5 protein-coding genes are annotated in these 3805 nt (G+C 53.2%); 4 read left to right on the top strand and 1 reads right to left on the bottom strand.

The features are described 5' to 3' along the window. Positions 1-196: 196 nt before the first annotated feature. Complete coding sequence (locus ACR2PX_RS05630) at positions 197-397, top strand: phage head-tail joining protein (RefSeq protein WP_433998388.1); 201 nt, start codon at positions 197-199, stop codon at positions 395-397. On the opposite strand, the gene ACR2PX_RS05625 is transcribed toward ACR2PX_RS05630, so the two are convergent. After that, positions 394-738: a hypothetical protein gene (locus ACR2PX_RS05625; RefSeq protein ID WP_433998387.1), complete on the bottom strand. Its 345-nt coding sequence runs from the start codon at positions 736-738 to the stop codon at positions 394-396. The genes ACR2PX_RS05630 and ACR2PX_RS05625 overlap by 4 nt on opposite strands. Before the next feature lie 37 nt (positions 739-775). On the opposite strand from ACR2PX_RS05625, the gene ACR2PX_RS05620 reads away from it, so the two are divergent. The 3 genes from ACR2PX_RS05620 (at position 776) to ACR2PX_RS05610 (ending at position 3717) form a co-directional block, all read left to right on the top strand. After that, positions 776-2275, top strand: coding sequence for a phage portal protein (locus tag ACR2PX_RS05620; RefSeq protein WP_433998386.1), 1500 nt, complete (start codon positions 776-778; stop codon positions 2273-2275). Positions 2276-2365: 90 nt separating this feature from the next. Beyond that, on the top strand, positions 2366-3277 hold the full coding sequence (locus ACR2PX_RS05615; protein ID WP_433998389.1) for a head maturation protease, ClpP-related: 912 nt from the start codon (positions 2366-2368) through the stop codon (positions 3275-3277). A 47-nt stretch (positions 3278-3324) separates the two neighbouring features. Continuing rightward, on the top strand, positions 3325-3717 hold the full coding sequence (locus tag ACR2PX_RS05610) for a head decoration protein (RefSeq protein WP_433998385.1): 393 nt from the start codon (positions 3325-3327) through the stop codon (positions 3715-3717). Positions 3718-3805: the final 88 nt, after the last annotated feature.

The following is a 3805-nucleotide window of genomic DNA, read 5'->3' as shown; positions in this document are numbered from 1 at the left end:
CTGTCGAGTCTATGCGTTAACTGCAGTGCGTATCTTGCAGCAACACCGTGGATTGGATCTCGAGCGACTGGCTGAACAGCGGCCAGAGCCGGAAGTCCAGATTGAACAAGAGCAAGCGGAAGCAGCGCACAATCCCCGTCCCAGAAGAATGACACGCAGTGCCTACCTCAACGGATAACCGTCCTGAGTGATAAAAATGATTACTGATGCTGAATACCAGGCGCTGAAGCGGGCTGTATTGCTGCGCGAAACTCGCACGGTTGAGTTTGAAGGCCGTAAGGTGGAATACGCCAGCTTCTCTGAAATGGAAAGGCGACTGCAGGCCATTGAACGGGAATTGATCAAACAGCAAAAGCGGCCCCGACAGTACGGTATCTATTCGTCAAAGGGCATTTAATCTCCCCAGCCGAAAAGGATACAGAACCAAATGACAGCAAACGAAAAAGCTATGAAGGCTGCACAGACAAAAGCCAGTATGGGGTCTGTTAACCATAATGTGGAGCCCACCCAAAGCAAGTAGCATGCTCCTGAAAATGCAACGAGAGCTGGTAACCACATAAACCATAAGCGAAGTGAAAGACAGAATTTTTGCCTCATGGTCAGCGGCTCATCAAGGAAGGGGGGTTGTTCAGCGTGATCGAAAAACTCATCGCCCAGCTCAGGGATATCAGTGGTGTCAATGTCATCATCTGACATTGCTTCCAGACTTTTCCAGTTGGTGGCTGTTTTCTTTTTCATAGTGGTCCACATTAGCACAGCTTTCAGGAATAACTGAATGGGCTTGAAGCATCGAATCGCAGGCTGGCTACTGCCTGAGCTAAAAAACCTGGCCTACACCTCGGCAGGCCAAGGGCGGCGAAGTCAGAGCTGGCTGGCTCCTTCCAGTGGTCCCAACCACGCACTAAACGGCAACCTCGGCACTCTGATCAACCGCTCCCGAGCGGCGATCCGCAATGATCCCTGGGCCGCGTCCGGGCTGGAAAAACTGGTGGCCAACATTGTCGGCACCGGTATCAAACCCAAGTCTGAAGCAAAAGATGATGAATTCCGAAAGCAGTTACAAACCCTGTTTCTGACCTGGACCGATGAGTCCGATGCCGATGGTCAACTGGATTTTTACGGCCAGCAGTCATTGGCGGCGCGATCCATGCTGGAAGCCGGTGAGTGCTTTGTGCGCTTTCGACCTCGTAAGCTAGGTGACGGTTTGAACGTCCCCCTTCAGCTGCAACTGCTGGAGGCAGAGTTTGTGCCCTCGGATTACAACGACGATCTTAAAAAGGGCCGTAAGATCAGAGCCGGTATCGAGTTCAATGCCATTGGGCAGCGGGTGGCTTACTGGATGCATAAGCAACACCCTTCGGATTACACAACCTTGGATACTGCAGGTCTGCGTCGTGTGCCTGCGAAACAGGTGATGCATCTTTATGAACCCTTGCGGCCCGGTCAATTACGAGGCCAGCCACTGTTGTCTCAGGTGTTGTTAAGGATGTTCCATCTGGACAAGTTTGACGATGCCACGCTGCTTCGACAGGAAATCGCTAACCTGTTCACCGGTTTTATTACCAAGCCTTCACCGGAGCAGGAAAAGGTTGATCCACTGACCGGCAGACCCATTGTCTATGACCTTCAGGGTGTGCCCATGGTGGCGATGGAGCCGGGTACCATGCAAGAGCTGTCACCCGGCGAAGAGATTACGTTCAATACCCCTCCGGGAGCCGCCAGTAACTACCCTGACTTCATTCGACAGCAACTCATGGCGGTGGCGGCAGGGATGGGGCTGCCCTATGACGTTTTGTCCGGTGATATGAAAGGCGTCAGTGATCGAGCACTTCGCGTTGTCCTGAATGAGTTCCGTCGTCGTATTCAACAGATCCAGCACAACCAGATGGTCTTTCAGCTCTGTCGACCGGTTTGGAAGCGCTGGTTGGAGATGGCGGTACTCAGTGGTGCGGTTTCAGCGCCTGAGCTTCATCGAAATCCATCACAGTACAACCGGGTGAAGTGGATACCCCACGGTTGGGCCTACATCCATCCGGTGCAGGATGTTCAATCCCAGAATCTGGCGGTGCGCAGTGGGTTCAAATCCCGGTCGGAAGTGGTCTCTGAGCAAGGTTACGACAGCGAACAGATCGATGACGAAATCGCTGCCGACAATCGCCGGGCGGATGAGCTGGAGCTGCAATACGACAGTGATGCCCGGATTTCGACACAAGAAAACCCTGTCACGGAAGAGGATAAAACATCGGATGAACAAGAAGCCGCTCAACAAAAATAGAGCCTGGTACGAACTAAAGGGAATTAGGAGTGTCGCGGGAGGACAGGAGTCCGGAGCGACCACGCTCAAAAACCAGTCCGGCCAGCCGAGCTGCTGATTTATGATGTCATTGGTGGCTGGGCTGGCGTCTCAGCCCGGCAACTGGTCTGCACCCTCAAAGATATTGATGTCGATGAGATTACCGTTCGTATCAACAGCCCGGGCAGCTCTGTCTTTGATGGGGTGGCCATCTACAATGCCCTGCGTTACCACAAGGCCCATATCCACGTCCGGATTGAAGGGGTGGCCGCCAGTATCGCCAGTGTCATTGCCATGGCAGGCGACACCGTTCATATGGCTGAAAATGCCCTGTTGATGATTCATAACCCCTTCGGTTGGGTGGGCGGTGATGCTGGGGAATTACGCAAAATGGCGGATATGCTGGATAAAACCACGGAGGTGATTGCCCAGACTTATTGCAGTCGGTGTGAACTGGACCTAGAAGCCATGTTCAAGCTGATGAATGACGAAACCTGGTTTACGGCAACGGAAGCAGAAGGCCATGGTCTGATTGATGAGGTCGATAGCCCGGTAAAAATGGCGGCCAGCTTTGATCTCTCCAGCTTTATGCATCCGCCACACCAGCCTGATCCTGAACCCAACGAGGAGAAGGGTGTACAGGCCCTGGCGGTGATGACACTGTGCAATCAGGCCGGTTACCCGGAAATGGCGGAACAGTTTGTCCGACAGCAGCAAGGCATCGAGGATGTAAAAGCCCGGCTGGCGGAGTGTGAAGCCATCAAGTTCCTCTGTACTGCAGCGCACTCACCGGATCGTGCCAGTCAGTATATCCAATCTGGTAAGTCCAAAGAGCAGGTACGTACGGAACTGTTTGATCTGTTGGTGCAGGACGATGACGGGAGTGATAACAGTCTGACCCCTAACCAGCAAGAACAGACGCTCAAACCTCTGATTAATACTCAGGCCGTCTACCGTAAGCGCAACGGTCAGGCTGTCACTTAACCCCGCACTTAACCCGACAATCCAACCCTCTCAAAGGAACTGAAATCATGCCTGTGATGACAGAGCCGGTGCACGCTGGCGAATTTATCGTGTCCGAAGGAAACAACAGCATTAGCCGTGAGCTGGTTGAGCTGGCTGCCGACTTGACACTACTGCCGGGTACGATCCTCGGTAAGAATACATCCACGGATGTGTTTGGGCCACTTGATCCAGCGGCAGCTCTTAATGGAGAGAGTGGCCTGCAAATGGCCGCTGGTGTGCTTTGGGATCATGTGACTACGGATGCTACAGGTGGGGAGGGAGTCATCATTGCCCGTCTGGCGGAAGTGCATCAGGACTTACTGGTTTGGCCGGAGGGCATCACCGACGAACAAAAGACCACCGCCGTCAGTGAGCTGGCGTCACTGGATATCATTCTCAGAACAGGAGAGCAGGGATGAGCTTACTGGATATTTTTAACAACGACGCCTTCAGTCTCACCAGCCTGACCGCCACACTCAATGAACTGCCTTATAAACCAGGACGTAT

It is taken from the genome of Endozoicomonas sp. (assembly GCF_051008435.1).
Taxonomy (GTDB): Bacteria; Pseudomonadota; Gammaproteobacteria; order Pseudomonadales; family Endozoicomonadaceae; genus Endozoicomonas_A.
The sequence above is the reverse complement of the archived record's forward strand: the minus strand, read 5'-3'. Positions and strand labels throughout refer to the sequence as shown.